The 20,514-nt window shown below is 65.8% G+C and carries 8 protein-coding genes; all 8 read right to left on the reverse strand.

Annotation, left to right across the window (positions count from 1 at the left end; all coding sequences use genetic code 11):
• Nucleotides 1–62: 62 nt before the first annotated feature.
• Nucleotides 63–1,676: a ShlB/FhaC/HecB family hemolysin secretion/activation protein gene (locus tag B9N93_RS09630; RefSeq protein WP_085213094.1), complete on the reverse strand. Its 1,614-nt coding sequence runs from the start codon at nucleotides 1,674–1,676 to the stop codon at nucleotides 63–65.
• A complete protein-coding gene (locus tag B9N93_RS09635; RefSeq protein ID WP_085213096.1) occupies nucleotides 1,673–2,419 on the reverse strand; it encodes a hypothetical protein in 747 nt (248 codons plus the stop codon). Before B9N93_RS09635 ends, B9N93_RS09630 begins: the two co-directional genes overlap by 4 nt.
• 13 nt (nucleotides 2,420–2,432) lie before the next feature.
• Nucleotides 2,433–4,193, reverse strand: a complete 1,761-nt coding sequence (locus B9N93_RS09640) for a putative porin (protein ID WP_085213098.1) — start codon at nucleotides 4,191–4,193, stop codon at nucleotides 2,433–2,435.
• Between the two features lie 98 nt (nucleotides 4,194–4,291).
• Nucleotides 4,292–4,963, reverse strand: coding sequence for an energy transducer TonB family protein (locus B9N93_RS09645; protein WP_085213100.1), 672 nt, complete (start codon nucleotides 4,961–4,963; stop codon nucleotides 4,292–4,294).
• Nucleotides 4,964–4,972: 9 nt separating this feature from the next.
• Nucleotides 4,973–5,377 carry an ExbD/TolR family protein gene (locus B9N93_RS09650; RefSeq protein WP_085213102.1) on the reverse strand — a complete coding sequence of 135 codons (405 nt, stop codon included), beginning with the start codon at nucleotides 5,375–5,377 and terminating at the stop codon, nucleotides 4,973–4,975.
• Nucleotides 5,378–5,429: 52 nt separating this feature from the next.
• Complete coding sequence (locus tag B9N93_RS09655) at nucleotides 5,430–7,232, reverse strand: DUF2341 domain-containing protein (protein ID WP_085213104.1); 1,803 nt, start codon at nucleotides 7,230–7,232, stop codon at nucleotides 5,430–5,432.
• Nucleotides 7,233–7,457: 225 nt separating this feature from the next.
• Nucleotides 7,458–18,212, reverse strand: coding sequence for a filamentous haemagglutinin family protein (locus B9N93_RS09660; RefSeq protein ID WP_085213106.1), 10,755 nt, complete (start codon nucleotides 18,210–18,212; stop codon nucleotides 7,458–7,460).
• A 145-nt stretch (nucleotides 18,213–18,357) separates the two neighbouring features.
• A complete protein-coding gene (locus tag B9N93_RS09665) occupies nucleotides 18,358–19,986 on the reverse strand; it encodes a hypothetical protein (protein ID WP_085213108.1) in 1,629 nt (542 codons plus the stop codon).
• Between the last annotated feature and the right edge of the window lie 528 nt (nucleotides 19,987–20,514).

The following is a 20,514-nucleotide window of genomic DNA, read 5'->3' on the forward strand; positions in this document are numbered from 1 at the left end:
TGTACCGGGGTGGAAAACCACAGGATAAATTCCGGGACCACGGATGGAAACCCCGCGCTTCCCTAAAACTCGTAGCTCACCCTGAAATCGATGCGCTGCTGCCCGACATCCACCGTGCCCTGCCGGTAGAACGGATAGCCCCAATCCAACTCGCCCACGAAATGCCGGAGGATTTGGGTCCGTAAGCCCACCCCGGTCGCCGCCAGCTGGTAATAGCTGGGATTCCCTGGCAAGGCGTCCTGTATCCACAGATAGGCCCAGTCGTAGAAGGCCAGCAGCCTAAGGTTCTGGACATAGTCCGCGCCTTCGGGCCACAGCCTGGGGCTATAGAGTTCCGCCGACAGGTTCAGCCCGCTGTCGCCCAATTGCTGGGTTTGGTAATAGCCGCGCACGCTCTGCATCCCGCCCACCGCGAATTGCTCGTTGCTGATCAAGGGCTGGTCGGAAATCTGCCCCGAGGCCCGCGCCAGCATCACCAGATCGTAGGGCAAATCCTGGCGGTGTTTGAGGTCGGCGGTGAAATAGAAGAAATCCGGCTTGGCGTTGTAGCGCTTGTTCTCGAATTCCTCGGCGTTGTTGTCCATGCCCCGGATCGAGAAATGCCCGGCGGCGCTCAGGCTGGTGGCCCATTCCCCGCCGCGCCAGCTGGCGTCGTAGCCCAGCATCAAGGGGATATAGTGGATGGGCGTGTTGCCGGTGTCCTGGCCGACCAGGGTCACGCCCTGGTTGAAATCCTTGTAGTCGAAGCCGAAGGTCAGGCTGTGGGTGTAGCTGTCGCGGGCGGGCAGGGGTTTCACCAGGCGGGCACCGTAGATCGAGCCGGTGCCGACGACCGCCGTGCCGCCCACGCTGGCTCCGAGCTGGGTGTTGGAACTGATGCCGATGCCGTACAGCGCCAAGCGGGTATCGGCCCAGCCGGTGGGGAGGACGTAGGTGCCGGACCAGACTTCCACCTCGTCGCTGTTCTCCGGGGAAACCTGGTATTGCAGCGAGGCGCTGTGGAACCGCTGCCACAGGTTGTCGTAGCGGATTGAGCCGATCAGGCGGGTGCGGGTGGTGTGTTCGGTGTTGCGGCCATTGAGTTCCACGCTGCCATGCACCGGCAGTTCGTCCTTGACCTTGAGTTCCACCTCCATCTGGCCGGGGGTCGAACCGGCCCGGAATACCGGCGTCACGCTGCGGTCGGCGGATTCCTGGGCCAGTTTGCCGATTTGTTCCTGGACGGCGGGCATGTAGGGCACTTGGCCCTCGGCCAGGGCCGGGACGCCTTCGCGTATCTTGCCCAGCGAGTAATAGCGGGCTCCCGTGACCCTGAGGATTTCCACGCTGCCTTCCACCACTTTCAGGCGCACGGTGTTCTGGTTCACGTCCTGTTCCGGGATATCCACCACGACGGTGGGATAGCCTTTGTCGCGGTAGCTGGCTTCCAGGGCGGCGCGGGCTTTTTCCACGTCGTCGATGGTCTTGCCCGGACCCAGGAAAGGGTAGACCGCCCGCTCCACCGCTTCCACGTCCAGCACGGTGTTGCCTTCGACGTGGTAGTCGTACACGTCGAAAGTGGGCGCGGCTGTGGTGGGGGCCGGTTCGGCGGTGGCGGTCGGCTCGGCCCAGGCCGGGGGATGCACCAAGCTCAAGCCCAGGCACAGGCCCATGGCCCGGATGCGGTACGGCTTCATGGCTGTTCCCCCGTGCCTTCTTCTTCCACCGCCGCTGGCGCGGGCGGGTTTTCCTGGGGCGCGACCGCCGGTTGGAACGGCGTGGCCTTGAGCTGGTGGAGCTTGTAGCGGTAGTCCTCGGCGGCGTTCTCGGTCTGGACCTTACCCAGCCCGGTCAGGGGTTCGAGGTCGGTCACTTGGTCCCAGAAGCCTTTTTCCTTGTACTTCTCCACCAATTCCTGGTTGGCGCTCAAGAGCGAGCGGTTGCGCTCGCCGCATTGGGCGATCCATTGCTCGCGTTCCTTCACCGCCTCGACCAAAAGCTGGTTGTCGGCCTGGATATCCTTGGCCTGGGCGACGATATCGCGTTGCCTGCCCATAAGGGTTTGTTCGCGGCCCTTGGCCTGCTCGATCCTGCTATCGAAATCGGCCTTGGCGCTTTGCAGGGCTTCGGTCCCGGTTTTCTTGCACTGTTCGAGTTGGGCGGGCAGGGGTTCCAGCTTGCGGACGGCTTGCTCCAGGGTTTTCACCTGGGTTTCCAGCGCGGCTTTTTCGCCGAGGAGGCTGGCTTTCTCGGCTTCGAGCGCGGCTTTTTCCGCACTGAGTTGATGCAGCACGCCTTGGGCCTTACGCAGCACTTCCTTGAGTCCCGCGTCCTGGGATGGGGATTTGGGCGCGGCCCCAGCCGCGCCGCCCGCGAGCAGCAGCGCGGCGCAGAGGGCCAGCATCGCCGCCCGCGATCCGTGTTGGTTAGCCAATTCCATCGCTATGCCCTCCTTAGAACTTGGCGTTCAGGTCGAGGTTGAGGGTGTCGATGCTCAAGGGTGGGCCGCTCACTGCGTCGCTGGACAACCAGCGTAAATCCACCCAGGTATTGGTCGCCAGACCGTACTGGGCGCCGACCGTCCAGCCCTTGGCGTTGGTGCCGCCCTCGTGGAAGATCGGATCGTTGAAGGCGTCCAGGATCGCGTCGCTTTCGATATAGCGGTAGCTGAAGAACAGGTTCCAATCGTTGAAACGCTTGAGTTCCGGGCGGCCCACGTCGAGCCGTACCATGTAGGCGTTGGTGTGCGGCTGATAGCTGTCGCCGAATTCGCTGGCGATATAGGCCGAATCGAAGCCGAAGTTCTTGGCGTAGTCGGCGGTCAGGAGGACGTGGGTGGGCGCGAATCCGGCGTAATCGAAGGCCGCCGTGATATCCATGACCTGGAAGTTCGAGGCCAAACCCACTAGGCATACGTTCTGCGCCCCCAGCGCCCCGGTGTTGCAGGCGGTTTGGTTCTTGGCGTCGTTGATGGCGACCAGGGTGTTGCCCTTTTGCATGAATTGGGGCGCGGTCCAGTCGTATTGGTCGCTGTCCAGGCTGTTGCGGACGGCGCGGACGTTGCTGAAATCGTAATAGGCCGCCGCCAGCTTCAAGCGCGAATCCTGGAACGGCAGCCAATCGGCCCCGGCCTGGAACGCGAACAGCCACTTGTCGGCGGAGGAGAAATTCACCTCCTGCAAGGGCAGCACGCCCGCCGTGGCGAAAATGGTATTGGGGGTCTGCGGGCCCAGGTTGATGCCATAGCGCCCGGTCGCCAAGGGCGCATGGTAGGAGGACACGGTCGGGTCGTCCTGCCCGAACCGCCACCGCGCCGTGCCGACCAGCCCCTCGAAGCTGAGCATGGCGCTATAGAGCATCTCGGTGGACATGAAGGGATTGGGGATGCGCCCGCCCCACAGCGTCAGCCAATCGTTGCCCTGGCCATCGACGTAGTCGTATTGCAGGAAGGCGCGGTCCAGGGCCACGATCCAGGCCGAGTTGTAATCGCCCAGGGTTTGGTTGGTCGAGACCGGGCTGTAGATATTGGTGGTGGTCAGGCGGAACCCGGCTTTCAGCCCTTCGGTGATCTGGGCGTCGAAACCCACCCGGAAGCGCTCGTTGATGCGGGCGCGGTCGATGGTGCTGTTGAAATAGGCGTCGTTCTTGGCCAGGGCTTGGGAAATGCCGCCGTCGCGGTTGATGGCTTGCCAATCGTAGAACTGGGCGTTGCCGGCGGGGAAGAATTCGTCCGAAAACCGGAGGCGGGCGTCCATATAGGGCTTGATGCGGTGGACCCAGTCCGGGATGGCATCGGCGAAATTCCATTGCTCGGCCTTGGCGGTCTTTTTCACATCCTTCAACACCTCGTCCTTGAGTTCGGCCCGCACCTGGTCGTGGATTTCCTTCTTCACGAACTCGGGCACGTAGCCGACGTGGATATCCTTGCCCTTGACGTTCTGGGCCGGGGCGGCGGGTTCCGGTGGGTGGGCTTTGGCTTGCGCCGCTTCCTGGGCCAGCTCCGCCTTGGCTTCCTTCACCGCTTTGGCCTGGGCGTCTTGGATCATGGCGTCGGCGCTGGCGCGGTCGAGGATGCCCTTTTGCACCAGGGCTTCGATCAGGTTGACGGTCATATTGCGGTTGACCAGGGTGGCTTCGCGGTCTTCGGCGGCCTGGACGCCCGCAAGGGAGGAACCCGCCAAAAGGGCGGCGAAGGTGGTTCTAGCGGTTTTCATCGGATAGCCCTGTGGTGTTCTTATCGGCCCCCCGCCCGACCGGAGTCCAAAGCCCGCTTTGGACTCCGGTCGGGCGGGGGGCTAGGGGAGATTGCGTGTTAAATCCGGGAGGTCAGCCTGATCTTCACCGGCTGCGGCATGTTCTCGGGGGGTGGTTTTTGCAGGGCCAGCTTGAGCTTCGGGAGGGCGTCGCGGATGGCCTGGTCCACCTCGGGCTTGCCGCTGCCGCGGGTCAGTTCGGCCCGGCTCAGGCGGCCATCCGGGCCGATCCAGATATCCAGCATCACGGCGTAGCTACTTTTGCGGGCGTGGGTGTCTTCCAACAGCGCGTGCAATTCGGTTTCGAGCTGGTGCGAAACCTGTCCACCGTACCAATGGATCAAGCTGCCAGGCGTGCCGCCCAGCAGCGAGCGCCCGCCCTTGCGGGCCGCCAGCCCGAAGGCGTCGGAACCGGCGCTGCCTTCGCCATCCACGCCCAGTTGCTCGCCGGGCGGGGCTGCGTCTGCTTCCGGGGCGGGCTCGGGTTCTTTTTCGGGTTCGGGTTCCGGCTCCTCGATCTTCTCCTCCTTCACCTCGGGTTCCGGCGGCTTTTGCTCGGGCGGCGGCGGGGGCGGCGGTTGCACCACGCTGATTTGCTGGACCACGCGCTTGGTTTGCGGTCCTTTCTGGAACAGGTCTTTCAGCAGGAACACGCCGACCGCGATCAACACGCTCAAGCCCACCCCGATCAAGAGCGGCAGACGCTGCAGCCAGGTTTTTTTCTTGTCCATCGGGCGGGCCTATTTCACGAGTTTTTGTGTGACCAGCCCGAGTTGGCTGATTTCGAGCCGCGTCACCACGTCCAGCACCTGTATGACTTTTTCGTACTGGATGGAGGCGTCGGCCTTCAGCACCACCGGCAAATCCGGCGTCGCCGCCTTATATTGCGCCAGCCGGGTTTCCAGTTCCTGGATCGACACCGGGTAGGTGTCGAGGTAGATCGTCCCGTCCGGGGTGATGGAAATCGCCTTGGTCTTGGGTTTGGAGAGGCTCGGCGTGCTGCTGGCCTTGGGCAGGTTGACCGTGATGCCCTGCACCGTGGCCGTGGTCATGATGATGAAGATCAACAGCAGCACATAGGCCACGTCCAGCATGGGCGTGATGTTGATGTCGTCGTAGACCTTCTCTTCGGATTCGACTTTCATGGGGAGGCGCTCCTGGGTGTGGTGGCGTCATGGCTGGGCCTGGGAATGGCGTTCATATCCCGTCGCCGCCGATGCCGACGCCGCGCTGCCGTACCGCCACCCGCATGGCGAGCAGGGCCAGGAATTCGTCGGTGAACACCCGCATATCGGCGGTGATTTCCTTGATGCGGGTCAGCAGGTAGTTGTAGGCAAACAGGGCCGGGATCGCGACCGCTAGCCCGGCCACCGTGGCCAGCAAGGCCGCCGCGATGCCGGGGGCGATGGAATTGATGTTCACGTCGCCGGTGGCGGCGATGGTGGCGAAGGTGATCATCACGCCCATCACCGTGCCGAGCAGGCCCAGGAACGGCCCGCCGGCGATGGCGATGGTCAGCAAGACCATATTGCTGTTGAGACGCTGGCTTTCCCGCACCACTTGCGAATCCAGCCGCACCCGCAACAGGTTCCAGGCTTCGGGCGGCACCGGCTGGTCGTCGGCATCGCCCACGAAGATTTTCAGTTCGCGTATGCCGGTGTGGTACAGGTGGTAGAGCGTGGAGCTTTGGAAATGGTCGTGTTTGCCGATTAGGGCGGTTAGGAGGTCGGAATCGCCGATGTCCTGTTCTTCCTCGGTTTCCTCCTGGTCGAGGGCGCTGAGATGGGCGGCGTCGAGCTTGTGGTAGCGGGCCAGGAACGCCCGGTTGTCCTTGGCGATGCGGGAGATCACCACGCCCTTGACCACCATGACCAGCACCGCCACCACGAACATGATCCCGGTCAGGCCGATCACGACCCAGCCGTCGAGGGTGACGTTTTGAACGATCACCCTGAAATGGCCGCCGCCCTCGCTGGCGTTGGCTTCGTCCTGGCCATAGGCCAATACCGCGAAATCCGGGCTTTGGCTGCGGTAGCTGAGCTTGATCCAATCGGCGGGGCGGGCGGTGGCGGCGATTTGGACTTCGTCCAGGAGGCCGGTGAAACCCTTGCCGATGGCGAGGCTGGGATTCAGTGCCGCGAGCTTGATCGCCGCGCTCCCGGCCAGTGCGCCATCCACATAGAGTTCCAACTGGTCCGGGCGGGCGACGAGGGCGATATGCTGCCAACGCCCAGGCGTGAGCTTGGCGGCGGGGGTGGCGATGCCTTGGTAACGGGCCGAGAGCGCCGTGCCGTCCAGATTGAGTTCCAGGGCGTTGGCGGCGTCGCGGGCTTCGAGCAGGCTGGCGGTGGCAGGCGGCGCGTCGAATTTGACCCAGGCCGAATAGGTCCAGCCCTTGGCCGGGTCCACCGCCAGTTGCGGGGCCGGATTGACCGTGATCGGTCCCGCCCCGGTGAATTGGGCCGCCGCGCCGATCCAGCCGCCCGGATCGATGCCGGCCTTGGAATCCGCCGCATGGGTGGCGTAGGCCGTGGCGTCCTGCGGCAGGGTTTCGCCTTCGGTGAAGTGGTAGGCCAGCCCTTGGGCCACGTCGTACAGCCCCTTGCTGTCCGAGCCATCCGGCGCGTTGGCGTTGCCGTAATAGAACCACACGGCGTCGGTCGCCACCCCGCCGCGCACTTCCGGCAGCTTCACCCAGACCAAGCCCATTTCGTTGAGGGCGTCGATTTTTTCGACTTGGTGCTTGAGCGCGATCTTATCGTCCTTGAGGAAACGGATATCGCGGCCCTGTTCGGCCAGTTCCCCGAAATAGCCGAAGTTGCCGCCATGTAGACGGATTAACAGCGGGAAATCGGCCAAGGTGTTTTGGATGTCCGCGCCGGTGGCGCTGGCGTCCACCGTGAGCTGGCGGCGCGAGGTCCATTCTTCGTTCCACCAGCCCAAGGCCAAGGCCGGAATCAGGAGCAAGGCCAGCCCCAAGGGCAGTTGTTTTCTGGTCATTTTGCAGTGCCGTGTTTTTTCAAGTCTTTGTTTATTTTTAGCTATTTTTCAAACCGGGCTTGGAAGCGCCACTTCAACGCGTGGCCGCGCAATAGGATTTCCGGGCCTTGGATTCCCCGGCGGAGCTTGGGAATCGGCGGTTGGTGGGAGCGGCGGGGATTTTTCGCCACCGGCTTTAGCGTATCGCTAAACGCGCCCACGCTATATACCTTATGTGGAAACGGTCTAGTTGGTCGCCGTGGGGTCGCCGCCGCAGCCCGGTTTGCCGTTGCGTACATCGGTCACGCTGCACTGGCCGTAACCCACCACATCGGCGTTGAGCAGGCTGTTGCCGACGGCCTGGGCCTTGGCGAGGCTCTCGTTCTCCGCCTGGGCCTTGCCTGGGTCGTCGAGCCCGCCCGACTGGGTCGCGGCCTTGGCCGCGCCCGCCGCCGCGCCCGCGACGCCGCCGGGTATCACCGGGGGCGCGACCGCCGTGGGTACGCCCACCGTGCCGCCCGACGCCTGGATGTTGGAAGCGCCGATCACCGCGCTGGCGGCGATTACCACCCGCCCGCCGCTGATGCCGGCCTCGCCCGCGTTGACCACGCCCGCCGGGGCCGCCAGATAGACATTGCCTTGCTTGCCGCTGCCATCGGCAGGGGTGATGGCCTGGATGCCGCTGCCCGAGACGATGGGCGGGAAGAGGGTGACGATGTTGCCCTTGTCGTCGAGGGTGGTGGTGGGCGGCGGGGCGGAGATGGCCGATTTGGCCCCCTTGCCCGCGTCGATGCTGCCCGCCGAGGACCAGAGGGCGATATCGCCGCCGCCCATGGTGAACACCCGTGATTGGTTGACGTTGAAATCGCCCTTGGCGAAGGCGTTGAGGTCGCCCTGGCCCTGGACCACGATGCCGAGTTGGTCGGCGCTTTTCTGGAGTCCCGCCACCTTGCCCGCCAGCCCTACGTCCACCTTGCCACCGGGCGTTGCGAGGTTGATATCGCCGCCGCTGAAACTCTTGATCTGGCTGAACACCAAGCCTAAATCGCCGCTGTATTGGTCGCCGGGGAACAGCTTGGCGATGGCGTCGAAGCCGCGTTGATAGAGCGCCTTGCGCTGGCCTTCGGGCGCTTTGGCGGCGGCGGCGGCGGCGAGCTTGATCTCGCTGAACAGGATTTTCTGGACCAGGCCGAGTTGGGTGGTGTTGGGCAGGCTTTCGAGATAGGCCAGCTTGTCCGCTGGGGAAAGCTGGGCGAAGGTATCGTCGCCCGGAAGCGCCAGCGTCTTGAGATAAGCGCTGTCCGGCGCGAGATAGGCGTCGAAGAAGCTCTTGAGGTCGAGCGGGTCCGAGAGTCCCGCCAGAATGTCGATGGATGCGCCGGTGCTGGACAGGGCCGGGTTGGACAGGTTGCCGACGCTCAGGATGCCCACCGAACTGCCCAGGTTGATATCGCGCCCGGCCAGTACTTGCAGCCGCCCCGGCCCGGATTGCTGGATGCGTTGATCCAGGCCGTTGACATTGCCGTTGTTGTCCAGGCTGGTGTCGAAGCCGATATCGCGCTGGGCTTGGATCAGGCTGATATCGCCCGCCGCAAGGTTCTGGGTGTAGAAGCTGACGTTGCGGATATCGCGCCCGGCCTGGACCTGGGTGGGCTTGGACAGGAAGAAGCGGATGCGGCTGCCGCCGGACACGGCGATATCGCCCTGGCCCGCCACCAGCAGGGCCGGCGGGGTATCGCCGCTATGCACCGGGGTGGCGGCGTGGATCACGCTGGTGGCCGGGTTGGACGGGTCCAGCCGTTGGTTCAGCAGGATGGGATTGTCGGCGTTGCCCACCAACTGCGTGACCGGGAGCGCCACGCTGGGGAAACTGGCCGGATCGGCGTCCGAGAGGTTTACCGTCAGGGCGTTGTCGTCCGGGTTGTCGGTGGTGAGGTCGTTCCCGGCCAGGAGTTCGAGTTGGCCCTGGGGCGATGGATAGAGGTTGATGGAACCGTCGATGCGGATATCGCCCCGCGCCGCCACGGCTTTGAGCGTGCCGGGGTACAGCGCCAGGTTGAATTCGGCCAGTTCGTCCTGGGAATAATTCTTGACGGTCTTCCAGGCGTCCAAACCGCCTTGCAAGGTGATATGGCCCGCCGCCGACCACAGGTTCACCGCGCTCGTGGGGTCGTAGGTGATGAAATCGGCGGTCTGGCCGCTGGCGGCGTCGGGGATGACGCGCTGCGGGAGCAGGGTGGGGTTCAAGGCCGTGCCCAGGACCACATCCTGCCGCGCCTTCAGGTCGAAGCGGGCATCGCCCAGTTCCACGATGCTGGCCAGCCCGGAATCCGCCGCCCGGATCGAGCCGCCCGCTTCCAACAGCCCCGCGCCCTGGCCGGTATAGAACTCGCCGCCCCGGATATCGCCGCCCGCTTGCACGGCGAGGTTGCCGCCGCCCTGGACCACGGTGCCGTTTTCCAGCCATTGGCTGTCGAGCCCGGCAGTGGGTCCGGTGTTGGGTTTGCCGCCGTTGCCGGGGGTGGTGAGGACGCCCATGGGCTTGCCGGTGGTGGGGATCATCACCGACAAATCCGCCACGTCGCCGCCCGCCCGCACCGTGACATCGCCGCCGCCCAGGGCGCCGACGTTCTGGTTGAAATAGCGGTTGCCCTGCTCGTTGAGCGCGATGGGGTTGCCGTGTTCGTCGGTGATGGGATTGCCAGAGGCATCGGTGATGGGCGTGCCGGTGCTATCGGAATTGGGCTGGCCGTCGTCGCCCACCGTGATATTGGTGGTATTGGCCGTGGTGCCGCTGATATTGATGCCCCAGGCGGTGGGGGTTTTGCCGGTGTCGTTGGGGTCGTCGTTCCAGGTGCCGGAGCGCACCAGCCAATCGCTGCTCAACTGGCCGGTCTGGATGCCGCGGATATCGCCCCCGGCGCTCAGGTCGATATTGCCGCCGTGGGTGGGATATTCGGCCAGGAAGGCCCAGGCCACTTGGTATTCGTTGAGATAGCCCCAGCGCAGCAAGCTCGCCATCTGGGTGGAATCGAGGCCGCGCAGATAATCGGCGAGCTGCATATTGGGATCGGGCTTGGGCACGCCGGGAATATTGCCCAGCAGCAAATCGCCCCAGGAATAATCGGCGGGACGGCCCATCGTGTAGACGGCGGCGGCCTTGGTGGAATCCTGGGCGTCGGCGACGAAGGTGATATCGCGGCCCGCCTGGATATCGATATCGCCGGTGCCGGTCCTCACCACCACTTGCTTGGACAGGGCCGTGGTGGCGTCCAGCGAATTGGGCACCTGATACTGGTTCGCCAGCAGCACATCGCGCCCGGCCTGGAGCTGGTAGCTCCAGGAATAGCCCGGCTGGATCACATCCTGGAAGCGCAGGGTGCCGGGCTGGTCGGGTAGGACGATATTGAGCGGATCGGGCAGGGCCGCGATGGCGAAGCCGTCGCTGAGGGCGGCGTTGATCTTGAGGTCGCCGCCCGCGTCCAGGCGCAGATAACCCGGCACGCCGTCCCAGCGCCATAGCGCCGTTTGGGTGCCGGTGGCGGGGTCGGTGGCTTTCGCCATGAAATCCCACACGCTGTTGAGCGCGAGGTCGCCGCTATTGCGGATATCGAGGCCCGGTGCCAGCAACACGCCCGCGCCGGAATGATCCGCCGGGGCTTGCGCCTGGGCCATGAAGGCGGCGGTGTCGGCTTGGTATTGGGCGATGGCGGCGGCATCGATCACGCCGACGCCGGTATAGACCCGCGTGGCTTCCAGCACGGTGCGGGCGCTGCCGGTGATCCGGGTGTCGATGGCGCTGGCGTTGACCGCGCCCGTCGCCTCGTCGCGCCCGGTGCGTAGATGCACCGAGCCGCCATCCCCACCCGCGCCGCCGGAAACATCGAGGGTCGAAGCCGCCGCCAGGTCTAGCCGCCCGGAATGGGTGTCGTCCAGGCCGGTCGCCACGGTGTCCAGGGTGACGCTGCCGCCTTTTTCCCCGGCGCTATGGGCATGGGCGTCGATGGCCGCGCCGGAGGTGAGGGCGATGCCTTGGGCAGCCTGGACCGAGACCGTCCCGGCGGTCGCGCCCGAGGCGTCGATGCGGCCCGCGATCCGGGCCGAGCCTTGGTCCACCGCGAGATCGAAGCGGTGCGCGGTCAGGGTTTGTCCCGCCGCCAACATCACATTGCCGGTGCGCTGGCGGATCGACACCATGTCGGTGAAGCCCGCCGCCGCCAGTTTGGCGTTGAGGCCGGACAAGGCCGCGCCGCTGTCCTGGTCGGCGGTGGAGCCGGTCGCCACCACATCCAGCGTGAACCGGCCCGCCCGCGAACCCGTCGCCGGAGCGTTGGCGCTGAGGTTTCCATTCCAATCGAAACGGCCTTGCGGAGCTTGCACGGCGAGGCTGCCCGCATCGCTGGTCTGGTCGCTGCCCGCCGCGACCGTGGCTCCCGCAAGCTTGAGACTGGCCCCGCTCTCCAGGGCGATATTGCCCTGCGTGGCGCTCAGGGTAACTTGGCCCGCCGGGACATAGCGGGTTTGGCTGCCGATGGCGACCGCCCGCCCTGAAACGTCAATCGCCGTGCCGGAAGCCAGGGTTAAATCGCCGCTCCGGGCCGTGAGGTTCAGCAGGCCGGCAGGCAGGTCGAAGCGCCCGGCTCCGGCGATGCTGTCCGCCGTGAGCTTGAGGCTGACGCCCAGGCCGGTGGTTTGGGCCGCATCGGTCGGGGCCGGGGTCGCACCCAGGGTAAGCTTGTGGCCGCTGGCGTCGATGGCGAGGGTCGCGCCGCTGTCTCCGCTGATATGCCCGGCGTTCAGGGTCAAATCGCCCGCGACCGCGAGCTGGCCTACGGTGGGGCCGGTGCTGGTGCTACCCGCCGCGGTCTGGGGAGCGGCTTGGGCCAGCAAGGCTTCGTTGGCGTTGAGGTTGACTTGGCCGAAGCCGGTGATGGCGTATTGGCCGCCGCCCAGTTCGATGCGTCCGGCGTCGAGGTTCAAGCTGCCGTCGCCGCTGCCGGTCGCGTGGGTGGTGGCGGCGGCGGGGTTGCTCCACGCCAAGGTTCCGGCGCTCAGGTGGGCCGTGTTGCCTGTGCCATAGCCATTGAGGGCGGCGGCCTCCAGGCTCAGGGTTTTGGCCGAGACCGACACCTCGCCATAGAGGTTGATGGCCCCGGCGCTGATGAGGCGTAAATCGTCCACGGCGAGCTGGGTGCCGGACAGCGCCAAGCCGCCGGTATGGGCGGGGGCATCGCCCAGGCTGATCTGGCTGGACTTGAGCGAGAGCGCCCCGCCCCGCATGGCGAAACTGCCCGCGAAACGGGTGTCCTGGGTGGAATCGAGCAGGATGGAGCCTGCCGATTGCAACCGCGCCCCGCGGGCGACGCTGAGGACGCCGGTATCGCCGGTGGTGGTGGGGTCGCGGACGACTTCGACTTGATCCAGGGAGGACACCCGCAGCAAAGCGCCGTCGCTATTGGCCGGGGCGTCGCCCGCGACCCGGTTCGATACCAGCAGAGTGTCGGCCTTGCCGCCGGTGCTGCCGGTGCTGGCCACCACCGCCCCGGCTTCGATTTTCACCTCGTCCTTGGCGGCCAGGATGATTTCCCGGCCCGCGAGGTCGGCATCGCCGGAAACCGTCACGCTGTCCGCCGTCACGCTGATGCGCTGGCCCTTCGCTTCCTGGCTGCGCAAACCGCCCAGCAACAGGCTTTCCACGCCCAGCCGGTCCAGATCGTCGGCCAGCACGGCCACCGTGCCTTGCGGCTGTTGGGTCAGCCCGGCGGCTTGGCCGACCACGGCCAGATGGTCGGCGCTGATATCGACCCCGCCGCCCCGGCCCCCCACGGCGGCGGGGGCGTAGACGCTGGCGTCCAGGGTCAGGGCCGTGGCGGCGGACAAGGCGAGGCTGCCCGCGTCCATGGGCAGGCGCGGCACCGTGCCGTTGTCGCTTTTCGCGGCCTGGGCGGTGAAGAAGCTATTGGCCGAATAATCGTGGTATTCCGAATAGAGGCGGGCGGTGGCACCCGGCGCGACCGCGAAGCCCTGCCAGCGGGCGTCGCGCAGGCCGGTGTCGGCGACTTGATAGCGGCCCGCCACCACGGTGGAGCCGTCCGCCAGTTGGTAGGATTGGCCGGGGTTCAAGTCCCGCGTGCCGGTTTCCGGCGTTACCAGATAGGCGCCGGGCAACAGGGCATAGTGCGCGGGCAGCAAGGTGTAATCCCCGGCGGGCAGGCCCGAGCCGCCGCTCAAATGCACGCTATCGCCCACTTGCAGGCCGGAAGCCGGGAATTCCAAAGGATCGTAGGGCGTGGAAATTCCCCGCACGCCCGGAATCACCGCGAACTTGGCGGAGAACGCGGCGTCGGTCGGGTCCAGCACATCGTTGGAACCGCCCGGCCCGGTGATGAATTCGTAGGCGAGCAAATCGCCGCCGCCCGCAAGGTCCACGATGGCGTCGGGTTGCAGGCGCACGGTCTGGCCGTCCAGGGCGATGCGCTTTTCCGGCGGGGTGTCGATGGCCCGGTTGATCAGTCCGGTGGAATCCAGCGGATAGAGCCAGTTCAGCCCGCCCGAACCGCGCCCGAACGGCACGGTCAGCCCCGCGCCCGACACCGAGGTCAGGCTGCCCGAGGACAATTGCAAGAGCTTGGCGGCATTGAGCTTGATCTGGCCGAAGGGGGCCACGACCACGCCGGCCTGGACGATATTGCCCGCGTTGACGGTCAGGCTGCCGCCCGCCGAATAGACCGGGGCGCGTTCGCCGCCCGAGCTTTGGACCGACAAGGTGGCTGCGTCGCCGGTGAGGGTCAGGGCGTAGTCGCTCAGGGTGGTGGGATAGACCTGCTGGGCCAAGAGGCTCAAATCCCCGGCCAGATGCAATTCGCCCCGGTAATCCTTGGCTTCCTTGGCTTGGCGGATGCCGATGGCGCGGATATCGCCCGCGCTATTGAGCGCGACCTGGCCGAAGCCGTCGAAACTCAGCCCGCCCACTAAGTCGATGCCCTGGGCGGAAACCTGCAACCGGCCCGCGCCCGCGACCGCGTCCGGGGCCAGTTTGGACGCCAGCACGCTGGAGCCGGACAAGGTATCGACCCGGCTTTGGGTCGAACCGAGCTGGACCAGGGGCGCGACCAGCCCGACCGTGCCGCCGCTGTCCGCCGACCAGGCCAGGGTCGGGGAATCCAGGGTGATTTGCCGGTCGGCGGTCAGTTGCGCCGCGCCCTGGAAGCGGATGCTGCCGACATAGGCGTTGTTGATATTGACGGCGTCGGTGCGCAGGGTGAGGGTGCCGAAGCCTGCCGCGTCGATCCGCTCGGCGGAAAGTTGGCCGAGTCCGCTGAAATCCGCCGTCGGTAAGTCCTGACCGAAGTTGAGGGTGGACGGCAGGGCCGGGCTGGCATCCGCCGCGACGATCAAGCTGCGCGGGGCGTCGGGGTTGCGGTCGTCGGGGAAGACACCGCCCGGAATCAAATCGGTGGGTTTGCCGCGCAGGGTGCCGTTCAATTCCAGCTTGAGGCTGCCGCCGCTGGCTCCGGCTCCGCCGCCCTGGGCCAGGAACGCGCCGTCGGCCACCAGTCCTTCGCCCGCGGTCAGGTGGATGCTGCCGCCATCGGAGGGGATGCTGCGCTCGCCGATGTGGGGGGTGTCGGGATCGTCGCGGAATTGCAGGGTGGCGGCGGTGCCGGAGACATCGATGCGCGAACCCGTTTCGGCCACGATGTAGCCGCGCCGCGCCGTCAGGTCCACGCTGCCGCCCGGCAAGACTTCGCCGGTGCGGAGTCCGGTGGCGTCGCGGGCCGGGGCGAAGACGCCCCGCGCCGACAAGCGGCTGTCGCGGCCCAGCCAAATCGCCTGCGCCGCGTAGAAACCATGGTCGCCCGCCGTGGGCTTGACCAGATCGAGCGCGATTGACCCGGCGGGGGCGTCGATGCCGCCCTCGACATGGATCGAGGTGTCGGAGGTCAGCTTGACCGCGCCCAGCCGGTCCACCGCGATTTGGGCATTCTTGCCGACGCTCAGCACGCCGTCGCGGTTCTGCTCGGCGCTGTGGGCGACTTGCAGGCTCAGATTGGCCGCGCCGCGCAGGTCGTCGGGCAGGGTGATGGCATGGGTACCGGCGGGCAGATGATCCAGGGAATGCAGGCCGGTGGCGTTATCGGGCAGGGCCAGATTCCGCTGTAGCGGATGGAGTTCCAGCCCATCGGCCACGGTCAGGCCGTCGAGGTTGGCCGTGAGGCTGTAATTGGCGAAGCCGCCGCGCCGGAAGCTGGCGGGCGACACCACCAGGGGCACCACGCCCGGTGTTTGCGGCGGGGGCGCGTCCCGGTCCGCGCCGATGAACACCGCGCCCGAGGCCAAATCCAGGCTGCCGCCTTGTTTGAGTCCCCAGGCCGATACCGTGCCGCCCAGGCTCAAATTCGAGGGAGGGCCGCCCTGGACCTGGGTTTGGGCACGGAGTTGGATCGACCCGCCTCGCCCCGCCGTGAGTTGGGTATTCCCGGCCAGCCACGCCCCGCCGCTGGCATCGATGCGGCTGCCCGGCAATAGGGTCAAATCACCCTGCTCAGTGACGAGGCTGACGCTGCCGCCCGCGATATCCACGGTCCAGGGCTGGCGGGATTGTCCCACCGGGTCGGCGAGGTCGTTCACCCAGCGGCCTGCCACCGAAATAGCCGCTTGCGGACCCAGCACGATGGCGCTGGCTTGCGGGAGGGGTTTGCCATCGACCTCGATGGCGATGGGTTTCAGATCGACCTCGCCGCCGGGAGCGCTGATCTTGCCTTCGATATCGAAGCCGCCCGCCGCGAGGTCCAGCTTGCCGCCGCCGGGCAAGGCGAGCCGGGCGCCGCGTTCCAGGCTGAGTTTGCCATTGGTCGCGATGGCGACCTGGGTGAAGCCGGTGCCGCGCAAAGCCGCCGCGCTTAGGGTCAACGCGGCGGCGGTGGCGCTGCCGTCCGCCGCCGGGACCGTGGGGAAAACCCCGTCCGCGCCGAGGCTCGCCGCCGCTTGGGTGGCCTTGGCGAACACCACATCCTGCTGGCCCTGCAAATTGCCCTGGTTCAGGTCGATGGACAATTCTGCCCCCGGTGTCCTCGTGCCGGATTGGCGTTGCAGCCTGCCGTTGACCGTCTGGCCTTTGAGATAGCCGTCCAACATGGCGTTATAGGCCGAGAGATTGAGCTTGCCGCCGTCCTGGCCTTCCACATAGCCCGGCTCGTAGCGCTGTAGGCCCACGCCCGCCCGCGCCCAGCGTTCGGTGACGCCCCATTTGCTGTGGACCCGCACGATATCGCCAAGGATGCCGGTGTAATGGCGGTTGGGATCGGCCTGGCCGATGTCGTAGAGGCGGTGGCCCGAAATCAACTGCGTGGTCTGAATGTAGCCCGAACGATAGGCCATCGAACCGCCCGAGACATCCAGCACGCTGCCGGGGCGGGCGATCAAATCGCCGCTGGAGGCGATGTTGAGGGTGCCGCCCGTGGTGCTGCGTTCGTCGATGTTGCGGGCGATGCGGGCCAGGGCGCCCGAAATATCGGCGATGGGGATATGGCCGTCGGCGTCCACGTCGCGGAGGTCCACCGCGACGGTTTTGCCGTGCAGCACGCCGTCGCGCTGCAAGGGCGCGTCGCGCAATTCGTTGTTACGGAGTTCGACCTTGACCACGTTGCGCGACATGGGCAGGGCCACATTCTTCCCGGACACATCGATGCGGCTGCCCCGGTCCAGGTAGACGCGGCTGTCGCCTTTGACGGCGGCATTGTTGGGGTCGTCGCTGGCGGTCAGATCGACCACGCCGGAATAGGCTCGCACGCTGGACTGCGCCTGGGCCAGGATGCGCTGTCCGGCGATTTCGATGTGCGAGCGGCCCTGGGTCTGGGCATCGACGGCGGTTTCCGCTTTGTTGGCGTCGAGTTCGACCGAGGTCAGGCTGTTGGGGCCGAGCGTGACCTGGGCTTTGAGCCCGAGGCCATCGCCCGCGTCCAGGGCGCGGCGGGTGGAGAGGGGTTGCAAAGCCCCTTCGGTGTTGGCCTGCGCCCCTTCCCGCGCCAACAGCCGCACCGAGCCGTTGAGCTTGACCGAGGTGCTGGCCGAGACCAAGCCGTTCTGGTTCACCGCGAAGCCGATCAGGCTGGCGTTGCCGTGCTGGGCGATGATCTTGCCGATGTTGTTGACATCGCCGCCGGTGCCGACTTCGACCAGGAGGCCGCGGATACCGGAATCGGCGTCGGCCTGTTGCAGATAGACCTTGTCCTGGGACGCGGCCACGATGACCTGGCCGTCCGGGGCTTCGATAACGCCTTGGTTGGTGATCGAGGGCGCGGCCAGGATGATGCGGCCATTGGCGGCGTGGGTGGCGATGGTCGCCCCTTGGTCCACGAAAATCTGGATTTTGACCTTCTGGCCGTGCTGGTCCAGCACCGGATTCCCGGCGGCGTCCTTGAGGTAAAGCTGCTGGGTGGTCAGGCCCTGGGCGTCGGTGGCGGAGAGGGCGGCGCTGCCGTCCTTGCCGAAACCCTGGGCCAGGCCGAGTTGCAACACCGAGTCGCTGATGTTCAAGGTGCTGGCGACCAGGGAATTGACGTTGACCTGGGCGCTTTTGCCGAACACGAAGCCGTTCTGGTTGACCAGGTAGATTTGGCCGTTGGCGGTCAGGGTGCCGTAGATGCGGCTGGGGTCGGCTTGGTGGATGTGGTTGAGCGCCACCGAGGTGGCGGCGGGTTGCTGGAATTTGACCGTGTTGCCGACGCCGATATTGAAGCTTTTCCAATCGAGGGTGGCTTTGTCGGAGAGTTGGCGGATGGTCATGGTGTTGCCCTGCACCACCGGAGCCTGGACTTGGCCCGCGCCGGGCGCGACCAGGATATCGGCGGGCACCGGCAATTCCGCCCGGCCTGGGCGCGGCCCGCCGCCGAACAACAAACCGCCCGCCAATAGGCCACGGATGGCCACGGCCAAGGGCAGCGGCGGACTCACCCGCGCGGCGGGGAACAGGGGATGTAGGAGGTGCTTGCGCGTCATCGCGTTTTCACCTGGCGTCGGCTGGCCTGGGCCATTCGGTTTCCGTTATCGATGGGGTGTCGCCGGTGCTGGGGACCGGCGGTCCATGGGGATGCGGGTGGGGGGGCGGAAGCCCGCCCCCCGGTCCTGCCTTGGGCGGGTTTCCTTAGGGAAGCTTCACCGTGCCCAGCTTGCCGCCGTTGACGACCGGCAGCAGCCAGTCGTTCAACGCGCCATTGACATGGGTGTAGGGGATGATCGGGTTGTTGGGATCGAAGGCCGCGCTGAGGGTCTTGACGCTGGAATCGGTGCTGACGCCGAACAGGCCGGTCGCGCCGATGACACTGCCCAACTGGGCGTTGACCTGGGCGGCGGCGCTGGGCGAACCCAGGACGGCGGCCAGTTTCTTGAGGATCAGCAACTTGTCGCCGGTGGGGATTAGGCCGGTGAAGGTCGCGGTCGCGCCGGTATAGGTTTTACGCCATTGCAGGGTTTGTTCCGCCCACAGCGGGTAGCCGCCGATATGGATGTTCGCCAGGGTCGGGGCATAGCTGTCGATGCGGACGTAGCGGTAATCCTTGGCGTAGCTCGGGTTCCAGTCGGTGCTTTGCTCGGCCACGCCCCAGCGCTTGGGCGGGGTGCCGCCGGAAACCGCGGGCGGGTTCAGGCCGCTGACGTTGGTGCCGTTCTGCCAATCCAGCAAGACCTGTTCTTGCTGGGAAGCGCCCGGTGCCTGGGTGACATAGGGCAGGGCCAAGGGGTTCAACAAGGTCGGTTGGCTGGCGGGCGGAAAGGCGCTGGCGAGGGTGGGATAGTTCAGGAGCTTGGCGCTGAAGGCGGCACCGACCGCGGCCCCCTTGTTGCGGTTGCCCATGCTGACCGGGGAGACGGCGCTGGAGCCGCTACCGACCTGGGTGGGGAGGGTGATGCCATTGGCCGAGGCGATCTCCGGCAGGGTTTTCCCGACCCCGGCCGAATTGAACACTACCACGCTATCCCAGGACTTGATCTTGCCGGCGATGAGCGAGGCCGCGAACTGGCGGGTCAGGGTCGGGATGCGGGCCGCTTGGTTATACGAGCCCAAGGGGGTGGTGGAAGGCAGGGTGCCGCTATAAATCTGGGCCGCCTGCAACACCTTGTAGAAATCTTTGGTCACGGCGAGGCCATAGGTCAAGCCGCCCGCCGGGGTGACGGCGAGGCGCGCGCTCACTTCGCTGGGCACGGTTTCCGTGGTGCTGAACACATCGCCCACCCCGGTGCCGGACGGCTGCGGGTAGTTGCCGCCGGTCAGGATGCTCGGGTTCACGCCAGTGATGCCCGCGTCGGCATACTGGCCGGTCTGGGTGCCCGAGACCACGTAGCGGTTGTTGGTCGCGTCGAAGGTCCAGGAATTGGCCGGGGTGAAATCCAATTGCTTCACGGTCGGGGGCGGGTCTTGGATCAGGGGGATCACGCCATAGCCGGCCCCGCCGTTGGAACGCTTGTAGATGAGGACGTTGACCGAGGCACTGGACAGGCCCGGCACCTTGCTGGTGTTGGTGGTGAAGAAATAGGCGCGGTATTTGGAGCCGTTGGGGTTGCCGTTGTCGTAGTAGATGTCCAGGGTGCCGGAGGCGGCGAGGTTGTCGGCGATGAGCTTGTCCAGGGCGGGGTCTTGCGCGGCCCCGCCGGCCAGGTAGATGGTGTGGGCCGCGTCGGGTAGCGGGGTGGTGGGCGGCAGGGCGAGGGCGCTTTGCGCTCCCACCCAAAGGCCCACCGCCGCCGCCGATTGCTTCAGGCCGTTGCTTTGTTTCATAGTGATTCCTCGATGTTTTCCAAGGCCCAAGCTACCGGGCCGTCAATATCTCGATTAAGTCGAACCAATCAGTATGCGCCCAGGAATATTGGGGAGCTTGCCGCTCATTGATAATCCCTTGTTTAAACCTTTTTATGGGTTTATGTTTTTCCTGTTCAAAGCGCTGTTAGCCGCCAAGAGGGTCCACCGTTGCAAGTCGGAGCTGGGGTCTTGGCTCGGTTTATAATATAAAAGCCTAAAAACCAGTCGGCCAAGAATTTCGGGTTATAAACATAGTTGGTTGGGTGGGTGATCCAGTTTGATTGTCCGTCTATCCAATATAATGGATTGATATTGCGTACCGGGCTATCCAGGGTATTCCCATCGCGGGGCCTATAAAATTATCTACGCACCCGGTTCGATCTGAATCCGATATTTCGGCAGGGATGGCGAACGTGCCGAATCCACCGCTATAGCTTGATCCGCGCCGCCCTGCGAACCGCGAAACCTTGCCGTCCGTGGCCTGGATTCCGGCGTTCCCTGCCGGAG

Source organism: Methylomagnum ishizawai (assembly GCF_900155475.1).
Lineage (GTDB): Bacteria > Pseudomonadota > Gammaproteobacteria > Methylococcales > Methylococcaceae > Methylomagnum > Methylomagnum ishizawai_A.

Excerpts from the sequence above, each read along its gene's own strand:
- B9N93_RS09650 (WP_085213102.1), bottom strand. The coding sequence starts at position 5,377 with ATGAAAGTCGAATCCGAAGAGAAGGTCTACGACGACATCAACATCACG.
- B9N93_RS09660 (WP_085213106.1), bottom strand. The coding sequence starts at position 18,212 with ATGACGCGCAAGCACCTCCTACATCCCCTGTTCCCCGCCGCGCGGGTG.
- B9N93_RS09635 (WP_085213096.1), bottom strand. The coding sequence starts at position 2,419 with ATGGAATTGGCTAACCAACACGGATCGCGGGCGGCGATGCTGGCCCTC.
- B9N93_RS09645 (WP_085213100.1), bottom strand. The coding sequence starts at position 4,963 with ATGGACAAGAAAAAAACCTGGCTGCAGCGTCTGCCGCTCTTGATCGGG.
- B9N93_RS09640 (WP_085213098.1), bottom strand. The coding sequence starts at position 4,193 with ATGAAAACCGCTAGAACCACCTTCGCCGCCCTTTTGGCGGGTTCCTCC.
- B9N93_RS09655 (WP_085213104.1), bottom strand. The coding sequence starts at position 7,232 with ATGACCAGAAAACAACTGCCCTTGGGGCTGGCCTTGCTCCTGATTCCG.
- B9N93_RS09630 (WP_085213094.1), bottom strand. The coding sequence starts at position 1,676 with ATGAAGCCGTACCGCATCCGGGCCATGGGCCTGTGCCTGGGCTTGAGC.
- B9N93_RS09665 (WP_085213108.1), bottom strand. The coding sequence starts at position 19,986 with ATGAAACAAAGCAACGGCCTGAAGCAATCGGCGGCGGCGGTGGGCCTT.